The organism is Variovorax sp. GW821-FHT09D07 (genome assembly GCF_059416345.1).
The window spans coordinates 663,256-684,532 of sequence record NZ_JBWKOY010000003.1; the positions used below are offsets into that span (position 1 = coordinate 663,256).

At 70.9% G+C, this 21,277-nt stretch carries 19 protein-coding genes and 1 other RNA gene; 12 read left to right on the plus strand and 8 right to left on the minus strand.

Annotated features, from left to right (window positions below):
- Window positions 1–53: 53 nt before the first annotated feature.
- The gene (gene cysK, locus AC07OX_RS14530; RefSeq protein WP_062478599.1) at window positions 54–974 is read right to left on the minus strand and encodes a cysteine synthase A; all 921 of its coding nucleotides are present in this window, start codon (window positions 972–974) and stop codon (window positions 54–56) included.
- A gap of 115 nt (window positions 975–1,089) precedes the next feature.
- Window positions 1,090–2,274: an NO-inducible flavohemoprotein gene (gene hmpA, locus AC07OX_RS14535; protein WP_495261877.1), complete on the minus strand. Its 1,185-nt coding sequence runs from the start codon at window positions 2,272–2,274 to the stop codon at window positions 1,090–1,092.
- A 135-nt stretch (window positions 2,275–2,409) separates the two neighbouring features.
- Between hmpA and norR the strand changes: the two genes are divergently transcribed.
- From norR to AC07OX_RS14570, 7 genes are all read left to right on the plus strand, one after another.
- A complete protein-coding gene (norR, locus tag AC07OX_RS14540; RefSeq protein ID WP_495261878.1) occupies window positions 2,410–4,032 on the plus strand; it encodes a nitric oxide reductase transcriptional regulator NorR in 1,623 nt (540 codons plus the stop codon).
- 59 nt (window positions 4,033–4,091) lie between these two features.
- Window positions 4,092–4,460, plus strand: an RNA gene (gene rnpB, locus AC07OX_RS14545) — RNase P RNA component class A.
- Between the two features lie 159 nt (window positions 4,461–4,619).
- Window positions 4,620–5,078 carry a MarR family winged helix-turn-helix transcriptional regulator gene (locus AC07OX_RS14550; RefSeq protein WP_307583336.1) on the plus strand — a complete coding sequence of 153 codons (459 nt, stop codon included), beginning with the start codon at window positions 4,620–4,622 and terminating at the stop codon, window positions 5,076–5,078.
- On the plus strand, window positions 5,079–7,190 hold the full coding sequence (locus tag AC07OX_RS14555; RefSeq protein ID WP_495261879.1) for an FUSC family protein: 2,112 nt from the start codon (window positions 5,079–5,081) through the stop codon (window positions 7,188–7,190). It abuts the gene before it with no gap.
- Window positions 7,187–7,393 (plus strand): DUF1656 domain-containing protein, encoded by a 207-nt coding sequence (locus tag AC07OX_RS14560; RefSeq protein WP_062483051.1) that lies wholly within the window; start codon window positions 7,187–7,189, stop codon window positions 7,391–7,393. The genes AC07OX_RS14555 and AC07OX_RS14560 overlap by 4 nt, the downstream gene beginning before the upstream one ends.
- Window positions 7,394–7,418: 25 nt before the next feature.
- Complete coding sequence (locus AC07OX_RS14565) at window positions 7,419–8,342, plus strand: efflux RND transporter periplasmic adaptor subunit (protein ID WP_095743575.1); 924 nt, start codon at window positions 7,419–7,421, stop codon at window positions 8,340–8,342.
- Complete coding sequence (locus AC07OX_RS14570; protein ID WP_495261880.1) at window positions 8,339–9,820, plus strand: efflux transporter outer membrane subunit; 1,482 nt, start codon at window positions 8,339–8,341, stop codon at window positions 9,818–9,820. Before AC07OX_RS14565 ends, AC07OX_RS14570 begins: the two co-directional genes overlap by 4 nt.
- Window positions 9,821–9,850: 30 nt before the next feature.
- Here the strand turns inward: AC07OX_RS14570 and AC07OX_RS14575 are convergent, their stop codons facing one another.
- The 3 genes from AC07OX_RS14575 to AC07OX_RS14585 all read right to left on the minus strand — a co-directional run bounded on the left by AC07OX_RS14575 (window position 9,851) and on the right by AC07OX_RS14585 (window position 12,913).
- Entirely contained in the window at window positions 9,851–10,420 is a 570-nt protein-coding gene (locus AC07OX_RS14575; protein ID WP_159278591.1) for a hypothetical protein, read from the minus strand.
- Between the two features lie 85 nt (window positions 10,421–10,505).
- On the minus strand, window positions 10,506–11,234 hold the full coding sequence (locus AC07OX_RS14580; protein ID WP_159278590.1) for an RNA pseudouridine synthase: 729 nt from the start codon (window positions 11,232–11,234) through the stop codon (window positions 10,506–10,508).
- Window positions 11,231–12,913: an MBL fold metallo-hydrolase gene (locus tag AC07OX_RS14585; RefSeq protein ID WP_495261881.1), complete on the minus strand. Its 1,683-nt coding sequence runs from the start codon at window positions 12,911–12,913 to the stop codon at window positions 11,231–11,233. Before AC07OX_RS14585 ends, AC07OX_RS14580 begins: the two co-directional genes overlap by 4 nt.
- Window positions 12,914–13,023: 110 nt before the next feature.
- Between AC07OX_RS14585 and AC07OX_RS14590 the strand changes: the two genes are divergently transcribed.
- On the plus strand, window positions 13,024–14,028 hold the full coding sequence (locus tag AC07OX_RS14590) for a Bug family tripartite tricarboxylate transporter substrate binding protein (RefSeq protein ID WP_095743580.1): 1,005 nt from the start codon (window positions 13,024–13,026) through the stop codon (window positions 14,026–14,028).
- On the opposite strand, the gene AC07OX_RS14595 is transcribed toward AC07OX_RS14590, so the two are convergent.
- The 3 genes from AC07OX_RS14595 to AC07OX_RS14605 all read right to left on the minus strand — a co-directional run bounded on the left by AC07OX_RS14595 (window position 14,029) and on the right by AC07OX_RS14605 (window position 16,704).
- Window positions 14,029–14,859 (minus strand): TorF family putative porin, encoded by an 831-nt coding sequence (locus AC07OX_RS14595; RefSeq protein WP_495261882.1) that lies wholly within the window; start codon window positions 14,857–14,859, stop codon window positions 14,029–14,031.
- Window positions 14,860–14,909: 50 nt separating this feature from the next.
- The gene (locus AC07OX_RS14600) at window positions 14,910–15,857 is read right to left on the minus strand and encodes a DMT family transporter (RefSeq protein WP_495261883.1); all 948 of its coding nucleotides are present in this window, start codon (window positions 15,855–15,857) and stop codon (window positions 14,910–14,912) included.
- Between the two features lie 79 nt (window positions 15,858–15,936).
- A complete protein-coding gene (locus tag AC07OX_RS14605; RefSeq protein ID WP_495261884.1) occupies window positions 15,937–16,704 on the minus strand; it encodes a GntR family transcriptional regulator in 768 nt (255 codons plus the stop codon).
- 167 nt (window positions 16,705–16,871) lie between these two features.
- On the opposite strand from AC07OX_RS14605, the gene AC07OX_RS14610 reads away from it, so the two are divergent.
- From AC07OX_RS14610 to AC07OX_RS14625, 4 genes are read left to right on the plus strand one after another with little or no spacing between them, the layout of a single operon-like run.
- Complete coding sequence (locus AC07OX_RS14610) at window positions 16,872–17,090, plus strand: DUF3311 domain-containing protein (RefSeq protein ID WP_095743584.1); 219 nt, start codon at window positions 16,872–16,874, stop codon at window positions 17,088–17,090.
- Window positions 17,087–18,562, plus strand: coding sequence for a sodium:solute symporter family protein (locus AC07OX_RS14615; RefSeq protein ID WP_495261885.1), 1,476 nt, complete (start codon window positions 17,087–17,089; stop codon window positions 18,560–18,562). The genes AC07OX_RS14610 and AC07OX_RS14615 overlap by 4 nt, the downstream gene beginning before the upstream one ends.
- A 38-nt stretch (window positions 18,563–18,600) precedes the next feature.
- Window positions 18,601–19,803, plus strand: a complete 1,203-nt coding sequence (locus tag AC07OX_RS14620; protein ID WP_495261886.1) for an amidohydrolase family protein — start codon at window positions 18,601–18,603, stop codon at window positions 19,801–19,803.
- Window positions 19,800–21,113, plus strand: coding sequence for a cyanate transporter (locus AC07OX_RS14625; RefSeq protein ID WP_495261887.1), 1,314 nt, complete (start codon window positions 19,800–19,802; stop codon window positions 21,111–21,113). The genes AC07OX_RS14620 and AC07OX_RS14625 overlap by 4 nt, the downstream gene beginning before the upstream one ends.
- Window positions 21,114–21,277 lie beyond the last annotated feature (164 nt).

The window sequence follows — 21,277 nt, forward strand, 5'->3', positions numbered from 1 at the left end:
CAAGCAGACCGACGATTTTAAGCGCCCGAGGCGCTATGAAACTTGTAGCTGGATCAGGCGGGCAGGAAGCCTTCGACGGAGAGGTAGCGCTCGCCCGTGTCGTAGTTGAAGCCCAGCACCACCGCATCGGGCGCCAGCGAGGGCAGCTTCTGCGCAATGGCCGCGAGCGTCGCGCCCGACGAGATGCCGACCAGGATGCCTTCCTCGACCGCGCAGCGGCGCGCCATTTCGCGCGCCGGCTCTGCGTCGACCTGCAGCACGCCGTCGAGCAGCGAGGTGTCGAGGTTCTTCGGGATGAAGCCCGCGCCGATGCCCTGGATGGGGTGGGGCGCCGGTGCGCCGCCCGAGATCACGGGCGAAGCCACGGGCTCCACCGCGAACACCTGCAGCTTGGGCCACTTCTTCTTGAGCACCTTCGCCACGCCGGTGATGTGGCCGCCCGTGCCCACGCCGGTGATGAGCACGTCGATGCCCTCGGGAAAGTCGGCCGCGATCTCTTCGGCCGTGGTGCGCACGTGCACGTCGACGTTCGCGGGGTTGTTGAACTGCTGCGGCATCCACGCGCCCGGCGTGCCGGCCACGATTTCCTCGGCGCGGGCGATCGAGCCCTTCATGCCGTTGGCGCGCGGCGTGAGGTCGAAGGTGGCGCCGTAGGCCAGCATGAGGCGGCGGCGCTCCACCGACATGCTGTCGGGCATCACCAGGATCAGCTTGTAGCCCTTGACGGCCGCGACCATCGCCAGGCCGATGCCGGTGTTGCCCGAGGTGGGCTCGACGATGGTGCCGCCGGGCTTGAGCGCGCCGCTCTTCTCGGCGTCTTCCACCATCGACAGCGCGATGCGGTCCTTGATCGAGCCGCCGGGGTTGGCGCGCTCCGACTTGATCCAGACCTGCTGCTTCGCATGGCCGAACAGGCGGTTGATGCGGATGTGCGGCGTGTTGCCGATGGTCTGGAGGATGTTCTGGGCCTTCATGGAATCTCCTTGGGTGCGAGGGTCGGATGGTCAGCGCGCATTGTGGCGCCCCCTGGGCCGGGTTGCACCCGGCCCGCGACCGTTTCCGCACGAGGGGATGGCAGGCCGTTGCGGTTCAGGCCTCCAGGGCTTCCAGCGGCCCGAAGAACTCGTAGCGAAGCTGCTGCTTGGGCACGCCGAGCGCCAGCCCGTTGGCATACACCGCCTGCATGAAGGGCTTCGGCCCGAGAAAGTACAGGTCGACGTCGCGGTCTTCCGGCAGCAGCCCGGCCAGCAGCTCGCGGGTGACGAAGCCGGTCGCGTGCGGCGTGTCGCTCTCGCGCGGCGCGTCGTAGACATACAGCGGCTTCACGTTCGCATGCCGCTGCGCGAGTGCGTCGACGCGGGCGCGGAACGCGTGCGCGCCGCCGTGCCGCGCCGCATGGACGAAGTGCACCGGCCGGCCCGTGTGCGCCACCGATTCGAGCATGCTCATCGCAGGCGTGATGCCCACGCCGCCCGTCACCAGCACGAGGGGACGCGCCTGCTCGCCCGCGGGCTGCAGCACGAAGTCGCCGCACGGTGCCTGCGCCTGCAGCCGCGTGCCGACCGCGGCGGCTTCGTGCAGCCAGTTCGAGGCGCGACCCCCTTCCTCCTTCTTCACGCTGATGCGGTACCACGGCTTGCCCGGCGCGTCGGACAGCGAGTAGTTGCGCCGCACCGGCTGGCCGTCGATCTCCAGCACCAGCGTGAGGTACTGCCCCGGCGTGAACGCCAGCAGCGCACCGCCGTCCACGGGCTCCAGGTAGAACGAGGTGATGACCTCGCTTTCGTCCTCGCGCCGGGCCACGCGGAATTCGCGCGTGCCGCGCCATCCACCGGGTTGCGCCGCGTTGGCGCTGTAGACGGCTTCTTCCGCGGCGATGAGCAGGCCCGCCAGCGATTCGTAGGCTTCGCCCCAGGCGGCGATCACCTCGTCGGTCGCGGCATCGCCGAGCACCTCCTTCACGGCGCGCAGCAGGTAGTGGCCGACGATCGGGTAGTGCTCCGGCAGCACGCCCAGCGCGGCGTGCTTCTGGATGATGCGGGGCAGGGCGCCGGCGATCGCTTCGAGCCGGTCGATGTGCGCGCCGTACGCGATGACCGCGCCCGCCAGCGCGCGTGCCTGCGTGCCGGCGGCCTGGTGCGCTTCGTTGAAGAAGGCCTTCACCTGCGGATGGCCCTCGAACATGATCTTGTAGAAGTGGCTGGTGATGGCCTCGCCGTGGGCCTGGAGCGCGGGCACGGTGGACTTGACGATGGCGATGGTTTGCGGGTGCATGGTCTGGCGGTCCTTCGGTTGAGATGCAGTTTTCATCTCACGATCCGTGCCAGCCGGAAGGCCCCTGCAAGTGCTTGACGCCATTGGGGATTTACCAGGCGTGGTCAAATTCACAACAACTCCAGCGTTGTACTTATGACCACATTGCGTGTCGATTCGACCACCGAGGCCCCGCCGCCCGAGCCCGAGCCCGAGCCCGAGCCCGAGCCCGAGCCCGAGCCCGAGGCCGAGGCCGCCCGCTACCGATCGCTGCTCGCCGCTGCGCGCGGACTGGTCCGCTGCGATGCCGCCGCGCTGCTGCAGCTCGACGTCGACGTGCTGAAGCCCGTCGCGGTCGACGGCCTGAGCGACGAAACCCTGGGGCGCCAGTTTCCCGTCGCCGCCCATCCGCGCTTCGCGCGCCTGCTCGACAGCGAACGGGGCCTGCGTTTCGCCCACGACAGCAACCTGCCCGACCCGTACGACGGCCTCGTCGCCGGCCAGCCGGGCATCCTGCCGGTGCACGACTGCATGGGCGCGCCGCTGCGCCTGCGCGGCGCCGTCTGGGGCCTGCTCACGCTGGACGCCCTGGAGCCGCACGCCTTCGATGCCGTGGGCCCGGCGCAGATGGAGGCGTTGATCGCCCTCGTCGAAACCGGCATCGAGGCCGCCCACACGATCCGCGAGATGCAGGCGCGCGCGGTGCGCGAGCAGGCCGTGGCGCAGGCGCTGCGTGCGGGGCGTGGCGCGCCGCGCGAACTGCTGGGCAGCAGCCCGGCGATGAAGCAGCTGTGCCACGAGATCGACACCGTCGCCGTGTCCGACCTCACGGTGCTGCTGCTCGGCGAAACCGGCGTCGGCAAGGACCTGGTCGCGCAGCGCCTGCACGCGCGCTCGCGGCGCAGCGAGCAGCCGCTCGTGCAGGTCAACTGCGCGGCGCTGCCCGAGACGTTGGCCGACAGCGAACTCTTCGGCCACAAGCGCGGCGCGTTCACCGGCGCCGTGCAGGACCGCGACGGCAAGTTCGAGATCGCCGATGGCGGCACGCTCTTTCTCGACGAGGTCGGGGAGTTGCCGCTGAGCGTGCAGGCCAAGCTGCTGCGCGTGCTGCAAAGCGGCGAGGTGCAGCGCCCCGGCAGCGACCGCATGCGCAAGGTCGACGTGCGCGTGATCGCGGCCACCAACCGCGACCTGCCCGCAGCGATCGCGCAGGGCCGGTTTCGCGCCGACCTGTACCACCGACTGTCGGTCTATCCGCTGGTCGTCGCGCCGCTGCGCGAACGGGGGCGCGACGTGCTCGTGCTCGCCGGCAGCTTTCTCGAGGAGAACCAGCACCGGCTGGGCGCGCGCAACCTGCGGCTCTCGCCGGCGTCGAAGGCCGCCATGCTGGCGCACGGCTGGCCGGGCAACGTGCGCGAGCTCGAGCATGTGATCAGCCGCGCCTCGCTGCGGGCGTTCAGGGAACAGCCGCGCGGTTCGCGCTGGACGGCCATCGAGCCGCATCACCTGGCGCTGGACAGCGCCGCCGTCGTGGGAAGCGCCATGGCAGCGCCCGTGCAGGCCCCGGCGAACGAACACGCGGGGCCTGTCATCGCGGTCGGCACGCTGCGCGAGGCGACCGAGGCCTTCCAGCGGGCCTGGCTCTCCGAACTGCTCGCCCGCCACGGAGGCCGCGTGGCCAGCGCCGCGCGCGAGGCCGGCATCGACCGCAGCAACTTCCATCGGACCTTGCGCAAGCTGGGCCTGGTGCAGGCCGGCGACGGCGAAACGCCCGGCTGACGACCGGCGCGCGGCGTCGCCTGAAGGGTCATTGATGGGGCGGGCGATAATCGAGCCGTGAAGCACGCCAGACCGCCGCTGGTGCAAGCCCGAAAGGGACGATGCTCTGCCCTCGGGCAACAGCATCGGGTCGAAAGATCGCACTGGAGGAACGTCCGGACTGCACAGGACAGCGCAGGAGTTAACGACTCTCCACCGTGAGGTGAGGATCAGAGCAACAGAGACGAGCCGATTCAGTTCGGGTGAAACGGGCAATCTCTGCGCGCAGCAACACCAAGTAGGCCAGTATCGAGGTGGTTCCGCTGAGCTGGCGGGTAGGTGGCATCGAGCCGTTTGGCGACAAACGGCCCAGAGTAATGGCGGTCACGCCGGGGTCTTCGCAAGAGGGCCCCGGTGCACAGAATCCGGCTTATCGGCGAGCTTCACACTTTTCTTTCCCTTCCCCCTTTTCCCTGGGCCGCGCGCTGATGGCGTGCGCGGCCGCGTGCAAGACTCGGTAGAAACCCGTACAATTGTTAGCAAGCTAACTAATTGATAACGCCGTGGCCGATACCGAACCCATCTCCCCGTTGCGCGAACACGCGCTGATGCGGCTCGGCACCTCGCTGTCGGTGCTCCAGCGCGGCTACCGCGCGGCGGCCGACAAGGCGGTGGCGCACGTGGGCCTGTCGCAGACGCTGGCCTGGCCGGTGGTGGTGCTCGGGCGCATGGAAGACGGTGTGCGCCAGGGCACGGTGGCCGAGGCGCTGGGCATCGAAGGGCCGTCGCTGGTGCGCTCGCTCGACCAGCTGGTCGAGGCCGGTTTCGTCGAGCGCCGCGAAGACCCGGCCGACCGCCGCGCCAAGACGCTGCACCTCACGCCCGCCGGCCGCGCCGTCTGCGAGCCCATCGAGGCCGCGCTGCGCCAGATGCGCGCCGCGCTGTTCGAAGGCATTCCCGACGAGGACATCGCCGCCACCTTGCGCGTCTTCGGCGCGCTCGAGGCCAAGCTCGGCCGCAGTGCCGCCGGCATGCAGAGCCTGCAGCAGGAAGGGCGCGGCTCGTAAATGGCGATGTCGATGGCGCTGCCGCGCTTCACCCGCGCGGAAGTTCTCTTTTCCGTCAAGAGCTTCGCCGCCGCGATGCTGGCGATGTACCTGGCCAGCCGCGCCGGCCTGCCGCGCCCGTTCTGGGCGCTCATGACCACCTATGTCGTCGCCCACCCGCTGGCCGGTGCCGTGCGCTCCAAGGCGGTGTTCCGCTTCTGCGGCACGCTCATCGGCAGCGTCGCCACCGTGCTGATGGTGCCCGCGCTGTCCAACGCGCCCGAGCTGCTCACGCTGGTGCTCGCGCTGTGGGTCGGGCTGTGCCTGTATGTGTCGCTGCTCGACCGCACGCCGCGCTCGTACGTTTTCATGCTCGCGGGCTACACGGCGGCGCTGATCGGCTTTCCGTCGGTGCAGACGCCGCTCGTGCTGTTCGACACCGCCGTGGCGCGCGTGGAAGAGATCGGCTTGGGCATCTTCTGCGCCACGCTGGTCCACAGCCTCGTGCTGCCCGCGGGGCTCGCGCCCACCGTGCTGGGCCTGCTCGACCGCACGCTGAAAGACGCGCGCCAGTGGATCGGCGACCTGTTCCAGCCCGGCGACCGCAGCACCCCCAAGGACGCCGACCCCAAGCGCCTGGACGACGACCGCCGCCGCCTCGCCGGCGACATCACGCAGCTGCGCCTGCTCTCGACCCACGTGCCCTTCGACACCACGCACCTGCGCTGGACCGCCGGCGCGATCCGCGCCATGCAGGACCGCGTGGCGGCGCTCACGCCCGCGCTGTCGGCCGTCGAAGACCGGCTGCAGGCGCTGGCGCAAGCCGAAGGCCGCCTCGCGCCCGACGTCACCGCCGTGCTTGCGCTGGCCGCGCAATGGCTGCGCGACGAAAGCGACCCGGCCGTCGATGCCTCCGCACGCCTGCAGGCGCTGCGCCAGGCGATCGCCGCGCTGGGCAGCGCGCAGGACACGGGGCTCAGCCCCTGGGCCCGCGCACTGCGCATCGGCCTCGCAGGCCGGCTCGAAGAGCTGGTCGACGGCTGGACCGCCTGCGCCCGGCTGCGCCGCGACATCGACGAAGGCCTGAAGGGCGGCGCGCCGCTGCGCCGCACGGCCGCGCTCGGCCAGCGCGCGATGCACCGCGACCACGGCATGGCGCTGCTGTCGGCGCTGGCCGCCGTCATCGCCATCTGCGTGTGCGGCGCGTTCTGGATCCTCACGGGCTGGACCATGGGCTCGGCCGCCACCATGATGGCCGCCGTCTTCTGCTGCTTCTTCGCCACCATGGACGACCCCGTGCCCGCGATGCACGGCTTCCTGAAGTGGACGCTGTGGTCCATTCCCATCTCGGCCGTCTACGTGCTGGTGCTCATGCCCACGGTGCAGGACTTCGGCATGCTCGCGCTGGTCTGCGCGCCGCTGTTCCTGGTGCTGGGCCTGTACCTGCCGCGCCCGACGCACTTCATGGCCGCGATGGCGCTGGTCTTCGGCGTGTCGGGCACGCTGGCAATGCACGACACCGCCAGCGCCGACCTCGTGAGCTTCATCAACAGCATGACCGGCCAGATCGTCGGCGTGGTGATGGCCGCGCGCGTCACGCGGCTGGTGCGCTCGGTGGGCGCCGACTGGAGCGCACGCCGCATCCAGCGCGCCACCTGGCGCGAGCTCGGCGACATGGCCGCCTCCACCCAGCCGCAGTACGCGCAGAGCGACGCCTACGCCGTGCGCATGCTCGACCGCATCGGCCTGCTGGCGCCGCGCATCGCGCAGGCCGGCGGCACCGTGGAGGGCGTGGCCGCCAACGACGCGCTGCGCGACCTGCGCATGGGCGCCGACATCGCCGTGCTGCAGCGCGTGCGCGCCCAGCTGCCGATGGCCACCTCGGCCGCGCTGCTCGGCGGCATCGCGCGCTTCTTCCGCCAGCGCGGCGAAGGCCGCATGGCACCGCGTCCGGCGGCGCTGCTGCCGCAGATCGACGAGGCGCTGGCGGCGGTGCTCGCTGCGCGTGACAGCTCCACCGCGTCGCGCGCCGCCGTCACCGCGCTGGTCGGCCTGCGCCGCAACCTGTTCCCCGACGCACCGCCTTCGCTGGCAGGCGTGTCTTCTTCTTCACCGCAAGGAGCTTCCGCATGATCGGCGAAGCCAGTTTCTACGGGCTCTACGTGCCCTGGCTCATGCTGCTGGCCGGCGCCGCGCTGCTCGCCCTGTGGGGCGTGCGCCGGCTGCTCGCCGCCACCGGCCTGTACCGCTGGGTGTGGCACCCGGCGCTGTTCGACATGGCGCTGTACCTGCTGCTGCTGTACGGCCTGAGCCGCCTCACGGCGCACCTGCAATGACAACGCAAACCACACAGAGATTTCCATGAAAGCCAACCCCTTCGCAGACAACCCCCGGGCCCAGAGCCTGCTGCGCGTTCTCCTCACCGTGGCCGTGGTGGCCGCCGCCGTCTGGGCGGGCTTTCGCCTGTGGGACCACTACGAGCTCGCACCGTGGACGCGCGACGGACGCGTGCGCGCCAACGTGGTCCAGATCGCACCCGACGTCTCGGGCCTCGTCACGGCCGTGCCGATCCGCGACAACCAGCCGGTCGCCGCCGGCACGCTGCTGTTCGAGGTGGACCGCGCGCGCTACGACCTCGCCGTGCGCCAGGCGCAGGCCGCGCTCGCCGCGCAGCGCGCCGTGAGCGCCCAGGCCCAGCGCGAGAACGCGCGCAACACGGGGCTCGACGAGCTGGTGTCGAAAGAGTCGCGCGAACAGACCCGCGCTCGCGTCGAGCAGGCGCAGGCTGCCGTCGCGCAGGCCGAGGTGGCGCTCGATTCGGCGCGCCTGAACCTGCAGCGCGCCGAAGTGCGCGCACCGGCCGACGGCCTCGTCACCAACCTCGACCTGCGCCAGGGCAGCTACGCCGCCGCGGGCCGGCCGGTGCTCGCGCTGGTCGATGCGCAGTCGTTCTACGTCGAAGGCTACTTCGAAGAAACGAAACTGCCGCGCATCCACCTGGGCGACCGCGTGCGCGTGACGCCGATGGGCGGCGGCGCGGTGCTCGAAGGCGCGGTCGACAGCGTGGCCGCCGGCATCGCCGACCGCGACCGCTCCACCAGCGCCAACCTGCTGCCCAGCGTGAACCCGACCTTCAACTGGGTGCGGCTGGCGCAGCGCATCCCGGTGCGCGTGAAGCTCGACCCGCTGCCCGAAGGCGCGCGCCTCGTGGCCGGCCAGACGGTCACGGTGCAGGTCCTCGAACACGACGCGGCCCACGCGGCCGCCACGCCGAAGAAGGGATGACCGCCATGACCCGCTTCGCCTTTCGCATGGCTTCGCTCGCGGTCGCGGCCGGGCTCGCGGCCTGCGCGGCGGTCGGCCCCGACTACCGGCAGCCGCCCGAGGCGCTGGCCAGCCAGCCCGCTGCGGCCAAGCCTTTCGCCGAAGCACCGGCGAATGCTGCGCCGCTGCCCGCGCACTGGTGGCGCCTGTACCACGACCCGCTGCTCGACCGGCTCGTCACCCAGGCCCTCGCGCACAACACCGACCTGCGCCAGGCCGTCGCCAACCTCGAGCGCGAACGTGCCATCGAAACCGAAGTGGCCGGCGCCAAGTACCCCTCCATCGGCGTGAACGCCGGGCCCTCGTTCGGCCACGTCTCGGGCCTGTCGCTGCTGCAGAAGGGCTACGAGCCGCCGAACACCTTCAACTACAGCGCGGGCGCGTCGCTGTCGTACCAGGTCGACCTGTTCGGCCAGATCCGCCGCGCCATCGAGGCCTCGGCCGCCAGCAGCCAGGCGGCCGAAGCTGCGCTCGACCTCGTGCGCGTGAACGTCGCGGCCGGCACCGCGCGTGCCTACGCCGAAGCCTGCTCGGCCGGCCTGCGGCTGCAGATCGCGCAGAAGTCGGTCGCGCTGCAGCAAGACGCCGTGAACGTCACCGAGCGCCTGCAGCGCGCGGGCCGCGCCGGCGCCATCGACGCCGGCCGTGCGCGCGCCCAGCTCGCGCAGCTCGACGCCGCGCTGCCGCCGCTGAAGGCCCAGCGCCAGGGCGCGCTCTACCGCCTGGCCACGCTCACCGGCGCACTGCCGCAAGACTTTCCGCGCGAGGTGGCCGACTGCACCACGCCACCGCGCGTGGCCGGCGCACTGCCGGTGGGCGACGGCGCCGCGCTGCTGCGCCGCCGCCCCGACATCCGCCAGGCCGAGCGCAGCCTCGCTGCATCGACCGCGCGCATCGGCGTGGCCACGGCCGACCTCTATCCGAAGGTCACGCTGGGCCTCTCGGGCTCGTCGGCCGGCCATGCGACCGGCTTCGGCCGCCAGGACACGCTGGCCTGGAGCGTGGGCCCGCTGATCTCGTGGACCGTGCCCAACACCGGCGCAGCGCAGGCCCGCATCGCACAGGCCGAGGCCGGCACGCGCGCCGCGCTCGCGAAGTTCGACGGCACCGTGCTCACCGCGCTGCGCGAGACCGAGACCGCGCTCGGCACCTACGCCCGCGAGCTCGACCGCCGCGCCGCCCTGCAGGCCTCGCGCGACGAAAGCGCCAAGGTCGCCGCGCAGGCGCGCCAGCTGTACCGCAACGGCCGCACCGCCTACCTCGACGCGCTCGACGCCGAACGCGCACTGGCCGGCGCCGACGCCGCATTGGCCGCCAGCGACGCGCAACTGGCCGACGACCAGGTCGTGCTGTTCATGGCGCTCGGTGGCGGCTGGGAGCCGGCCGATGACGCGCTCGCACAAAGCCAACAAGGCAAGCCCGCCACGACCGTCCGCTGAGCGGCACGTGCCGCTCGCCGGCCACAACGCTCAGCGCGTGAACAGCCAGCCGCCCTTGGGCTGGCGCATGAGTTCGTGGCGCTTGATGGCGCGCTCCTCGCCGTCGTCGCCCACGTAGACCACGTCGAAGCGCAGCAGCCGGGGCGACACCAGCTTCCAGTTCTGGATGCGCTGCACCGTCACGCAGGCGGTCTTGTCGTGGTACTGCATCTCGGCCATCGGCCCGCCCTGGAAGCCCGTGCCGTCGAACAGCCGGCCGGGCGCCGCGAAGGGGTTGAGCACCGCGCCGTTGCGCGCCGTGATGCAGCCTTCGGTGCGCAAGAAGGATTCGATGGTCGGCGACGCGCTTCCCACCACCTTGCCCACCGCGGGGCTCGGTGGCTTGCCGCCGACGGCTTCGCGGATGCGTTCCACCTGCACCGCGGTGATCGGCGCGAGGCCGTCTTTGGAAACCACGGCGGGTGGGGCGGCTGTCGTCGCTTCGGTCGGTGAACCGACCGGCGCGTCCGGGAACAGCAAGGCCGTGAGGTAGCTGCAGCCCGCCAGCAGCGTCAGGGGCAGGGTGCAGGCCAGGGTGCGGATCGGTGTGCCGAACTTCATGGTGCTGGTATCTCCCGTGTGCGGCGCGGGGCCGCTGTCTTCAGGTGGCAGTTTGCGGTGCTGCCTCGTCGTCCTCAAGCCGCTTTCAAAAACGCTCGTTCGGCGCCAGGTAGCGCCACTGCCCCGGCTGCAGCCCGGCCAGCGAGACGCGGCCCACGCGCAGGCGCCGCATGGCGACGATGCGCAGGTTCACGCCGTCGCAGATGTGCGCGATCTGCCCGGGCCGCGCGCCCTTTAGCGCAAAGCGCAGGCCGGTCTGCTCGGGCGACTGCCGGCCGATGCTCACGCGCGCGGGCGAACGCTCCAGCCGTGCCAGCACCTCGGGGCTCACCGGGCCGGCCACGTCGACCATCACTTCGTGTTCGAGGATGCCTGCGTCTTCCTGCAGTTTGCGCTCGATGCGCCATTCCTGCGTGTAGGCCACGAGGCCGCTGGCGCCGGTTTCGAGCGGCGTCATGCAGCGCTGGCCGCGCGCGTGTGCCGGCAGGAAGCGCTGGCCCTCGCGCTCGGGCTCGTGGTGGTTCGCGGCCACCAGCAGCTGGTGCGCGTTGTCGGTCGGCATGCCGGCGGGCTTGTAGAGCACCATCGTCACCGGCACCACGGGCTCGGGCCGCGCGCCGGCGGCGATCTCGACCTGCTGGTGCGGCTGCACGCGCGACTGCGGCAGCAGGGCGGGCACGCCGTCCACGCGCACCGCGCCGTTCTCGATCAGCAGCTCGGCCTCGCGGCGCGACACCTGGGCCATCGCGGCCACGCGCTTGGCCAGGCGCACGCCTTCGTCGTCGGGCGCCGAGGGGCGGTTCGAGCGGTTCATCGCGCGTCGGCCAGTTGGCGGATGCGCGCCACGTGCGCCGCCAGCGAACGCGCCGCCACTGGCCACATGCGCTCGGGCACGTCGTCGTAGGCGAGCGGCAGCCACTGCTCGGGCGTGCCGTCGGGCAGCCGCTGCATCGCGGCGGCGATCTTGGCCTCGCGCTTGAGGCGGTGCGCCTTCAGGTGCGCGATGGCCGTGCGCGCAAAGCCGATCACGTAGCCGTGCGCCGGCAGGATGAAGTCGATGCCGCCGGCCGCGCAGGCCGCGTCGAGCTTGTCGAGCGAATCGAGGTAGGCCGTCATGTCGCCATCCGGCGGATCGACCACCGTCGTGCTGCCGTTGAGGATGTGGTCGCCCGAGAACAGCAGACCGTCTTCTTCGAGCACCAGGCACAGGTGGTTGGCCGCGTGGCCGGGCGTGTGGATGGCGCGCAGCGTGTGCGTGAGCGGCGTGCCGTCGGGCGCGGTGCCCGAGAGCACCAGCCGTTCGCCGTCGGCCAGCTCGCGCTCGGCGCTGAAGCGCGCGGTGGAACGTGCCGTGGGTGCGGACGACAGCCCGAGGATCGGCGGCTTGCGCCCCGCCGCGCACTGCGCCTGCAGCGGCGCGGCGCCTGGCGAGTGGTCGGCGTGCGAGTGCGTGCAGACGATCAGGCGGATGTCGCCTTGCGTGGCCTCCATCAGCCGCGCCAGGTGCGTCGCGTCGTTCGGGCCCGGGTCGATCACAAGGTAGCCGGTGGCCGCATCGCCCACGAGGTAGGTGTTGGTGCCCGGGCCGGTCATGGCGCTGGGGTTCGGTGCGGTGAGGCGCTGCACGTTCTTCAGCAGCGCCACGGGCTGCGTGCTCTGCCAGTCGAGCGCGTGCGCGATCTGGCCGTCGGGGCACACCAGCGCGAGCTCGCCGAAGGGCGACTCGTGTTCCATGTAGCGCGCGTCCTCGCCCTTGAGCAGGCCGGCGCGCGGGCAGCTGGTCCACAGTGGCTTCTCCTGGCCGTCGGCGCCGGGCGCGCAGGCCGCGAGCACCGCATCGACCGTCGCATAGGCCGCCATGCGCTGCAGCGTGCGGATGGTCGGGAAGATCATGAAAAAGCTGCCCGCCTCGTGGCGCGCCAGCGCGTCGGCCGGGCGCACCCAGCAGGGCTCGAACTGCTCGCTCTCGTCGGCCGTGGGCTCCTGGCCCTCGGGCATGCGCGCCACCAGGAAGGGCACGTCGAAGCGCTTGGGCAGGTCGCGGTCGGTGATCCAGTGCGCGAAGGTGAAGACCTCGTCGGCCGACAGCACCAGGCCGCGCGCGGCGCACTGGTCGGCGAAGGCCGTGCCGGCGGTGGCGTTGCGGTCCATGGCGGCGACCTCGCCGGCGCTCACCGCGCGGCCGTCGGCATGGCGGGCCAGCAGGATGCCGAGTTCTTCGAAGGCCTCGCGGATCGCGGCGATGGCCTGCGTGTGCTGCGTGTCGCTTTGCGTGGCGCGGCGCGCCGCGATGCGCGCGGCGGCGGCGTCGGCCGCGTCGATGTGGCCCCCCGGAAAGACGTAGGCACCGGGCGCGAAGCTCGCGGTGGCCGAGCGGCGGGTCATGAGGACCTCCAGGCCGGCGTCGGTGTCGCGCAGCAGCAGGACGGTGGCGGCGGCGCGCACGGGCACCGGTTCGCGATGGGTGTGGAGTTGTTGTGTGGGGCGGACCATGGAGCGATTATGGAGAGGCAAGGGGCGCGGTGCATAAGCACATGTGCAAACAGATATCAGCCGCGCGCCACAATCGGCGCCTGCACCGTCCGCCTCGAAGAAAGACCGACATGGCCCATTCTCCCTTCCCGCGTCGCGCCCTGCTGGCCGCTGGCGCCTTGCTCTGCACCGCTGCCGCATCGACCCTGGCGCTGGCCCAGCCCGACTGGCCGCAACAACCCGTCACACTGATCATGGGCTTCCCGGCCGGCTCGGGCGTCGACGTGGTCGCCCGCGCCATCCAGGAGCCGCTGTCGCGCCAGCTCGGCAAGCCCGTGATCATCGACTACAAGTCGGGCGCCGCCGGCAACATCGCCAGCGAGTACGTCGCCCATGCCAAGCCCGACGGCTACACGCTCTCGTTCGGCACCGCCGCCACGCACGGCAGCAATGCCGCGCTCTACAAGAAGCTGCCCTTCGACGTGGAGGCCGACTTCGTGCCCGTGGCGCCCGTGCTCGACGTGTCGAACGTGCTCACCATCAACCCCGACGTGATCAACGTGCGCACGCTCAAGGAGTTCGTCGAGCTGGTGAAGGCCAACCCCGGCAAGTACAACTACGCCTCCACCGGCAACGGCGCGGGCACGCACATGGCCTTTGCCGAGTTCAACTCGCGCCTGGGCCTGAACATGGTCCACGTGCCCTACAAGGGCGGCCCCGAGGCCATCACCTCGGTGGTGCGCGGCGAGACCTGCTGCATCATGAACCAGGTGCAGACCGTGCTGCCGCACTACAAGGCCGGCAAGGTGCGCCTGCTGGGCGTGACCACCGCCACGGCGGTGCCGGCCGTGAAGGAAGTGCCGACCATCGCCTCCAGCGGCCTGCCGGGCACCAAGGGCTTCGACAGCGCCATCTGGTTCGGCATCTTCGCGCCCAAGGGCACCGACGCGCACATCGTCGACAAGCTCAACGCCGCCGTGAAGACCGTGCTCGAGCAGCCCGAGATCCGCGAGCGCTTCGAGAGCCAGGGCAACACCGTGCGCATCGAGTCGCCCGCGCAGTTCAAGAAGACCGTGCACGCCAACCGCGTGAAGTGGGCCGAAGTCGCCAAGGCGGCGAACATCAGCATCGATTGATCAGAGCGTCTTCGTCAGCGTGAGGATGAAGCGCGCCTTGTTCGGCGAGTAGGTCGTCTGGCCGACGGTGCCGAAACCGTAGTCGTAGCCCGGGTTGGCCACGGAAACGTACGAACTCTTCTTGTTCGCGCCCTGCACCGAGCCCGTGAGCGTGAGGCCGCTGCCGAAGTCGTACGTGGCGCCGACGTTGTAGTCCACGTAGCTCCTGTAGCCCAGGCTGCGGATGTCGCTCGACATGTTCGTGTAGCCCACGGCCGCCTTCAGCGTGACCTTGGGCACGATCTCCTTGCTGTAGGCCAGGTTCAGGTAGCCGGTGTTGCGGCCCGTGCGGCCCGAGCCGGTCTTGGCGCCGGCATAACCGAAGTAGTCCTTCGACACCGTGTGCGAGTACTTCAGCGTGAACGAACCGAGCGTGGCGTCGGTGTAGCCCGCGCTGGCGTACAGCTCCGTCGTGTTGCCCGTCGAATTGCCCGGGTACAGGTAGGTGAGGGCGCCGACGTCCATGTCGAGCGGGCCGGCCTTGAACTTGTAGCCGCCGTAGAGGTCGCTCTCGAGGCTGTTGCCCTTGAGCCAGTTGACGCTGGAGTTCCAGTTGCCGATGTAGAAGCCGCTGTCGCCGAAGGCGTAGTCGAAGCCGCCCTGCACGGCGGGCTTGAAGCCGCGGGTCTTGGCGTAATCGTTCTTGCCCAGCATGTCCTGGTCCTGGCCGCGGAACTTGTAGTTCGTGGTCAGCGCCACGTTGCCCGTGAGCTGCGCGTTGGCGAGCATCGGCAGGGCGAACAGGGTGGGAAGAACGAGCACCGGCAAGGCGGTGCGAAGGAGGTGTTTCATCGAAAGAATTCGCTAACGGATGGAGGAGCCGGCAGCGTAGAAGCGCGGGTCTAAAAGCCGCGTAAAAAACGAAGGCCCCGGCGCAAAAGTTGTGTGTCGGGCATCGTCATCGCGACCACGCCCACCACCACGCAGGCCAGCCCGACCCACGCCGTGGGCGCCAGTGTCTCGCCCAGGCACACCACCCCGATCGTCACGCCGATGGGCACGCGCAGGTAGGCCTGCGCCGAGGTCGACATCGGCCCCAGCGTTTTGATCAGCCGGAAGTAGATCGTGAAGGCCAGCGCCGTGGACAGCACCGCCAGCGCCAGCACGGCGAGCATCGAGGCGGCGGAGGGGGCGAGCGTCCAGGGCCTGTCGATCGCCAGGCTCGCGGGCACGAGCAGGGCCGCGCCGCTCAGCAGCGAGCCGGCCGCGGGCACCATCGGGTCCAGGCCCTTGAACACGCGGCCGAACATCGCGGCGCAGCCGTAGCAGACGGCGGCCACCACCAGCGCCAGCTGTGCCAGCAGCGAATGCCCCAGCCCCTGCAGGGCCTCGAAGCCCACGATCAGGCAGATGCCCGCCAGCCCCGCCCCCACGCCGAAGAGCCGCTGCAGCGTGGGCTTTCCCGCCCCGCCCAGGCCCCACCCCAGCAGGAAGATGAAGATCGGCGAGGTCGAGTTGAGGATGGTCGCCAGCCCCGCATCCACGCTGCGTTCGGCCCACGCGATCAGCGTGAACGGCAGCACGCTGTTCAGACAAGCCTGCAGCACGAAGCGCCGCCACGTCGCGCCGTCTTTGGGCAAGCGCACGTCGCGCAGGCGCAGCACCGCGAGCAGCAGCAACCCCGCGATCAGGGTGCGTGCCGCGATCAGCGTGACCGGCGGGATCGTCGCCACGCCGATCTTGATGAAGGTGTACGAGGCACCCCAGCAGGTCGCGAGCACCGCGAGCAGCGCCCATTCGAGGGCAGGGGCGTGGGGTCGGACTGAGGCGGCGAGCGAGGTCGTTGGCATGGTGCGCCGATCTTCGCGAGACCGGCCCCTCGACACTTCGCTCGTGGACGAAATGTGGGCGAAATGTGGGCGCGAAGCCTCAGTGATCGTGCCCGTGGCTTCGCGCCGGCGCAGCGCCGTTCAGCAGCGCCGCCAGGTCGACTTCCTGCTCCGCCGCCGCGCCCGCGATCACGCGCTGCTCCAGCTCGTCCAGGTGTTCCAGCGCCACGGCCAGCGCGGCGTCGAGCGAGTCGCCCATGAGCGCTTCGATGATCTGTTCATGCTCGCGCGGCGCGCAACTCGCGGCCTCGGCCGAGTCGTACAGCGCCTTGTACAGCTCGGTGTTCGAGATCAACCGGCGGATGTACGACAGCAGCTCGTCGCTGCCCGCCATCTGCGCCAGCAGCAGGTGGAAGTCGCCCGCCAGGCGGATCGCGTCCTCGCGCCGGCCTTCCTTGAACGCCTTCTGCTCCGCCTGCACGTGCTTGCGCAGTGTGGCCACCTGCTCGCGCGCCAGCCGGCCGAACAGCGTGGCGACCAGCCCGGCCTCCACGATGCGGCGCGCGCGGTAGATGCCGCGCATGTCGTCGATCGACGGGTTGGGCACGAAGGCGCCGCGGTTGTGCTCCAGCACCAGCCGCTTCTCGGAGCCCAGCCGCGCCAGCACCTTGCGCACCGCGCCGCGCGTGCAGCCCAGCGCCTCGGCCAGCGCGCGCTCGCGCAGCGGCGTGCCGGGGCGCAGCTTGCCGCTGAGCAGCGCCTTGGACACGGCGGCGTAGACGCGCTCGTCCACGTTCGCGTCGTCAGCGGACTCGATGGGTTCGGTCGAAGGGGCGGGCGCGGCGGATCGGCGGGTGGCGGCAGGCATGGGCCTGCGGATTATTGCCTGCACCCCGCCACCTCCGGGAAAGCCCCCGGATTGACGCGGCCCGCCGGGCTCCGTACCATTCGCGCCGTTTGGTTAACCAAAATATATAAAATGGTTAACCAAAAGAAGATCTAATTTCCAACCATCCGAACACACAGAGACATCCCATGAAACTCGCCAAATGGCTGGCCCTGCTGCCGGTCGCCGCCTTCTTCAGCGGGGGATGGCTGTCGTCCGTCGCGCCCACCTTCGTGCTCGGCATGCCCTTCCTGATGGTCTGGAACGTGAGCTGGCTGGTGCTGACCTCGCTGGTCATGGTGGTGATCGACCGCGCCGAAGGCGACCTCGACGCGCAAGACGCGCAGGCTGCAGGAGACGCGCGATGAACGCCGCACTCGGCGTGATCGCGCTCTTCGTGGCCGGCGCCCTCGGCCTGGCCGTGCTCGCGCGGCGCGGGCGCACCATGAGCCTGGAGCAATGGGCGCTGGGCGGGCGCGGGCTGGGCACGATCATGGTGTTCCTGCTCATGGCGGGCGAGTCGTTCTCGACCTTCACCTTCCTGGGCGCCAGCGGCTGGTCGTACAGCAAGGGCTCGCCGGCCTTCTACATCCTGGCCTACGGCGGCCTGGCCTACCTCATGGCCTTCTGGATGCTGCCGGCCATCTGGCGCTACGCCACCGCGCACAAGCTGGTGTCGTTCTCCGACTTCTTCGCCCACAAGTACGACAGCCGCCCGCTCGGCGTGCTGGTGTCCGTCGTGGCGCTCATGGGCATGGTGGCGCTGCTCACCATCCAGCTGCGCGGGCTGGGCATCATCGTGTCGGAGGCCTCGTACGGCTCCATCGCGCCGCAGGTGGCGATCTGGATCGGCACGCTGGTGATGGTCAGCTACATCCTGTTCTCGGGCATCCACGGCTCGGCCAGCATCGCCATCGTGAAGGACATCCTGATCCTCGTGCTCGCCGTGTTCCTGGGCGTGTACCTGCCCTGGCACTACTACGGCGGCGTCACGCCGATGTTCAGCGCCATCCACGCGGCCAACCCCAGCTTCTTCGAGTTGCCGAAAGAGGGCCTGAACCTCACCTGGTACAACTCGACCATCCTGCTCACGGCGCTGGGCTACTACCTGTACCCGTTCAACCTGACCTCGGTGTATGCCGCGCGCAGCGCGAGCGCGGTGCGCCGCAACACCATCCTGATGCCGCTGTACCAGGTGGTCATCGCCTTCCTGTTCCTGGTGGGCTTCGCGGCCATCCTGCAGGTGCCGGGGCTCAAGGGCTCCGAGGTCGACCTGGCGTTGTTTGGCCTCGTGAAGCACACCTTCGACCCGTGGTTCGTGGGCGTGATCGGCGGCACGGGCGTGCTCACCGCGCTGGTGCCGGGCTCGATGATCCTGCTCACCGCTTCCACCGTGATCGGCAAGAACGTCTACAAGGAAGGCTTCGCGCCCCACGCCACCGACAAGCAGGTCTCGCGCGTGGCGCGCGGCGTGCTGCCCGTGTTCGCGCTGGTGGCCGTGTACTTCGTGCTGCGCGGCGGCACCACCATCGTGGCCGTGGCCATCTTCGCGTCGAGCCTGCTCACGCAGCTGCTGCCCTCGCTGCTGTTCAGCCTCATGAAGAAACCCTTCGGCAGCAAGCACGCCGCCTTTGCGGGCATCCTCGCGGGCGGTGCGGTGCTGGCCTTCACGATGACCACCGGCGCGAACCTCGGCACGCTGTTCCCGGCGGCGCCCGTGGTCTTCAAGTCGCTCAACACCGGGCTGGTGGCGCTGGCGGTCAACGCGCTGGTCTTCGTGGCGGTGGCGCTCGTCACGCCGCGCATGCTGCCGCGCACCGTGGCGGCGCAACCCGCCTGACCGGTCTTCTCTTGTCTCTGACCCACGAACGAAACCGAATGACCCAGCTCCTGATCCGCAACGTGCGCCCCCTGGGTGCGTCTCCTGTCGATGTGCGTGTGCACGACGGCCGCATTGCCGAGATCGGCGCGGCGCTGGCCGCGCCGGCCGGCGCCACCGTCGAAGAAGGCGAGGGCGCCTTGCTGCTGCCCGGCCTCGTCGAAGGCCACACCCACCTCGACAAGACCATGTGGGGCATGGACTGGTACCGCAACGAGGTCGGCACGAACCTCACCGACAAGATCGAGAACGAGCGCGCCTTCCGCCACGCCAGCGGACACGACGCCGCCGCGCAGTCGCTGGTGCTGGCCAAGGCCTTTCTCGCGCTCGGCACCACGCGCCTGCGCACGCACGTCGACGTCGACACCCAGGCCGGCCTGCGCCACCTCGAAGGCACGCTGCGCACGCGCGAGACGTTGCGCGAGGTGCAGCAGATCCAGGTCGTCGCCTTTCCGCAGTCGGGCCTGCTCGGGCGCGCCGGCACGGCCGAGCTGCTCGACCAGTCGCTGGCCCTGGGCGCCGACGTGCTCGGCGGCCTCGACCCCTGCGCCATCGACGGCGACCCCGTGAAGTCGCTCGACGTGCTCTTCGGCATCGCCCACAAGCACCAGCGCCCCGTCGACATCCACCTGCACGAGCCCGGCGCCATGGGCGCCTTCTCGCTCGAGCTGATCCTGCAGCGCACCGAGGCGCTCGGCATGCAGGGCCAGGTCGCGATCAGCCACGGCTTCTGCCTGGGCGACGTGAGCGAACGCGAGCGCGACGTCCTGCTCGCGCGCATGGCGAAGCTCGGCGTGGTGCTCGTCACCAGCGCGCCGGCCTCGCGCAACGTGCCGCCGCTCATGGCGTGCCGCGCCGCCGGCGTCACTGTGCTGGGCGGCAACGACGGCATCCGCGACACCTGGTCGCCCTACGGCAACCCCGACATGCTCGAGCGCGCCATGCTCATCGGCCTGCGCTACAACCTGCGCCGCGACGACGAGCTCGAAGTGGCGCTCGACACCGTCACCCATTCCGGCGCGCGCGGCTGCGGCTTCGCGGCCTACGGGCTCGACGTGGGTTGCCGCGCCGACCTCGTGCTGGTCGACGCGCAAACGCCCGCGCAGGCCGTGGTGAGCCGCCCCGTGCGCAAGCTCGTGGTGTCGGGCGGCCGCGTGGTCGCGCGCCACGGCACGCTCGTGCCCGGCGCCGTGCCCGCGTGAGCCGCGCCGCACGCCCTGCATCCGACAACCCGCGCACCGGCGCGGGCCCGGTCTTCTTCGCCTGCGTGGTGGTGCTGGTGGCGCTCAACCTGCGCGCCTTTCTCACGTCGAGCAGCCCCTTGCTCGAACCGATCCGCGCCGCCACCGGCATCGGCTTTCACGCCGTCGCGCTGCTCACCGTGCTGCCGATGTTCGCGATGGGCGCCGTGTCGCTGTCGGGCGCGGCCGTGGGCCAGCGCCTCGGCGCGCGCGGTGGCATCGCGCTCGGGCTCGGCGCCATCGCGCTGGCCTGCGCCGGCCGCTACGTGGCGGGCGGCGCCGCGGCGCTGCTGTGGAGCGCCGCGCTCGCGGGCGCGGGCGTGGGGCTGGTGCAGGCGCTCATGCCCGGCGTGGTCAAGCAGGCCTACCCCGCGCGGCTCGGTCTCATGACCGGGCTCTACTCGGCCGCCATCATGGGCGGCGGCGGGCTCGGCGCCATGGCCAGCCCGTGGCTCGCGCGCGCCGTGGGCGGCGAGGCGCAACTCGACTGGCACGCTGGCCTCGCCATGTGGGCGGTGCTCGCGGTGGTGGCGCTGGCGGCCTGGCTGCGCGGTGCGCGGCAGCTGCCGTCCGCGTCGTCATCCGTGCGCACCGCCGATCCGTCGCTCGACCGCGCCTGGCTGCGCTGCTTCGGCCACCGCCGCGCGTGGCTGCTGGCGCTGTGCTTCGGCCTCATCAACGGCGGCTACACCAGCCTTGTCGCGTGGCTGCCGCATTACTTCCATGCCGAGCGCGGCTGGACGGCGCAGCAGGGCGGCGCCGTGCTCGCGCTCATGACGCTGGCGCAGGTCGTCGGCGCGCTCACCCTGCCGGCGCTCGCGCGGCGCGGCGGCCAGCGCGACCTGCGGCGCTGGCTGGTCGGCGCGCTGCTGGCGCAACTGGCGGGCTTTGCGGCGCTCGGGCTTGCGCTGCCCGTGCCGGCGGCCGTCATTGCCGTCGTGCTCGGCGCCGGCCTGGGTGGTGCGTTCTCGCTGTGCATGGTGCTCGCGCTCGACCACCGGCCCGACCCCGCGCAAGCCGGCGCGCTCGCCGGCTTCATGCAGGGCGTGGGCTTCATGATCGCGGCGCTCGCGCCCTTCGTGACCGGCTGGGTGCGCGAGCAGACCGGCGGCTTCACCATGGCCTGGGCCTACCTGGCCGCCGTCACCGTGCTGCTGCTGCCCGCCGTGCTGCGCTTCGACCCGCGCCGCTACGCGAGTGCCACGGCTGGCCTGTTCGGCGCGCAGACTGCATCCGCGCCGTCCCCCATCGAGCAGGCCCGCAAGGCTTGAGAAGGTGTGAACGAACCCGCCATGTCCGCTCATCCCGCCCAGACGCGCCCCCTCGGCGTTGCAAATGCTCGCCATAGCCCAAGCTATGGCTGCGCTTTGCGCCTTGAGGGGACGCGCCTGGGCGGGCTGCTCGGCCACGCCGGATTCATTCACACCTTCTGAGC

Bases quoted from the DNA above. Each gene is read 5' to 3' on its own strand.
- cysK (WP_062478599.1), bottom strand. From the start codon at position 974: ATGAAGGCCCAGAACATCCTCCAGACCATCGGCAACACGCCGCACATC.
- hmpA (WP_495261877.1), bottom strand. From the start codon at position 2,274: ATGCACCCGCAAACCATCGCCATCGTCAAGTCCACCGTGCCCGCGCTC.
- norR (WP_495261878.1), top strand. From the start codon at position 2,410: ATGACCACATTGCGTGTCGATTCGACCACCGAGGCCCCGCCGCCCGAG.
- AC07OX_RS14550 (WP_307583336.1), top strand. From the start codon at position 4,620: ATGCGGCTCGGCACCTCGCTGTCGGTGCTCCAGCGCGGCTACCGCGCG.
- AC07OX_RS14555 (WP_495261879.1), top strand. From the start codon at position 5,079: ATGGCGATGTCGATGGCGCTGCCGCGCTTCACCCGCGCGGAAGTTCTC.
- AC07OX_RS14560 (WP_062483051.1), top strand. From the start codon at position 7,187: ATGATCGGCGAAGCCAGTTTCTACGGGCTCTACGTGCCCTGGCTCATG.
- AC07OX_RS14565 (WP_095743575.1), top strand. From the start codon at position 7,419: ATGAAAGCCAACCCCTTCGCAGACAACCCCCGGGCCCAGAGCCTGCTG.
- AC07OX_RS14570 (WP_495261880.1), top strand. From the start codon at position 8,339: ATGACCGCCATGACCCGCTTCGCCTTTCGCATGGCTTCGCTCGCGGTC.
- AC07OX_RS14575 (WP_159278591.1), bottom strand. From the start codon at position 10,420: ATGAAGTTCGGCACACCGATCCGCACCCTGGCCTGCACCCTGCCCCTG.
- AC07OX_RS14580 (WP_159278590.1), bottom strand. From the start codon at position 11,234: ATGAACCGCTCGAACCGCCCCTCGGCGCCCGACGACGAAGGCGTGCGC.
- AC07OX_RS14585 (WP_495261881.1), bottom strand. From the start codon at position 12,913: ATGGTCCGCCCCACACAACAACTCCACACCCATCGCGAACCGGTGCCC.
- AC07OX_RS14590 (WP_095743580.1), top strand. From the start codon at position 13,024: ATGGCCCATTCTCCCTTCCCGCGTCGCGCCCTGCTGGCCGCTGGCGCC.
- AC07OX_RS14595 (WP_495261882.1), bottom strand. From the start codon at position 14,859: ATGAAACACCTCCTTCGCACCGCCTTGCCGGTGCTCGTTCTTCCCACC.
- AC07OX_RS14600 (WP_495261883.1), bottom strand. From the start codon at position 15,857: ATGCCAACGACCTCGCTCGCCGCCTCAGTCCGACCCCACGCCCCTGCC.
- AC07OX_RS14605 (WP_495261884.1), bottom strand. From the start codon at position 16,704: ATGCCTGCCGCCACCCGCCGATCCGCCGCGCCCGCCCCTTCGACCGAA.
- AC07OX_RS14610 (WP_095743584.1), top strand. From the start codon at position 16,872: ATGAAACTCGCCAAATGGCTGGCCCTGCTGCCGGTCGCCGCCTTCTTC.
- AC07OX_RS14615 (WP_495261885.1), top strand. From the start codon at position 17,087: ATGAACGCCGCACTCGGCGTGATCGCGCTCTTCGTGGCCGGCGCCCTC.
- AC07OX_RS14620 (WP_495261886.1), top strand. From the start codon at position 18,601: ATGACCCAGCTCCTGATCCGCAACGTGCGCCCCCTGGGTGCGTCTCCT.